Below are 949 nucleotides of genomic sequence, written 5' to 3' on the forward strand. Positions count from 1 at the left end.
CTGAGGTCCGAAACCCTTGGCAGTGAAGGGATCGTGTTGATCGCCGACAGGCTCGCCACCGAGGTCTTCGCGTCCGCCACCGGCTCCACGCACGGCCCGAGCTTGTCGTCCCACCGCGCGTGCACCGAGCCTTCCACCAGGCCGATGTTCAGCAACTGGTTCGCGGGCGGCGTCAGCCCACCCACCGTCGGCCTCGCGTTGTCCGGACTCGCCGTCTGCGCCAGCGCCCCCGGTGTCCGTGGCGCCCTGCCACCCAACGCGAACCAGTTGCTGAACATCGGCCTGGTGGAAGGCTCGGTGCACGCGCGGTGGGACGACAAGCTCGGGCCGTGCGTGGAGCCGGTGGCGGACGCGAAGACCTCGGTGGCGAGCCTGTCGGCGATCAACACGATCCCTTCACTGCCAAGGGTTTCGGACCTCAGCTCGATCGCGGCGGGCAAGGTGGACCTGATCGAGGCGGTGAAGGGGCTGGCCGCACCGCTGAGCCAGCTGGGCGGGCTGCTCACGGCGAACGGACCGCTGGTGCGGCTGCCAGAAACGATGAGCGCGCAGTCGACGGTGCGACTGGTGGACGCGCCGGGCCAAGCGGGCAAAGCGGTGAGCGCGGTGTCGACGGTGCAGCTGGCGAGCATCCAGGTGCTGGCGGGGACACCGCAGGAGATCCGGATCGACGTGGTCAGCAAACCGACGCTGACGGCGCTGTCGACGGGCGACGCGAAGACGTCGAAGGTCACGTACACGGCGCCGGTGTTGCGGGTGTCGCAGGGCGGGAAGACGCTCGGCACGCTCGACGCGGCGACTCCGCGGTTGGACGTGCCGGTCGGGATTCCCCTGCCAGGACTGGGAAATTTGCCGATCATCGGCGCGGGCCAGCGCAAGCTCGACATCGGCCTGCTGCGCCTGGAAGTGGGGCAGCTCAAGGAGAAGCGCGACGGCAGCTCGGTCGGCG

At 69.7% G+C, this 949-nt stretch carries 1 pseudogene; it reads left to right on the top strand.

Annotated elements, in window-relative coordinates:
- Nucleotides 1-144 precede the first annotated feature (144 nt).
- Nucleotides 145-949: pseudogene (locus CCN37_RS39305) on the top strand (hypothetical protein); the annotation flags it as partial.

Source organism: Allokutzneria sp. NRRL B-24872 (genome assembly GCF_002155965.1).
GTDB lineage: Bacteria > Actinomycetota > Actinomycetes > Mycobacteriales > Pseudonocardiaceae > Allokutzneria.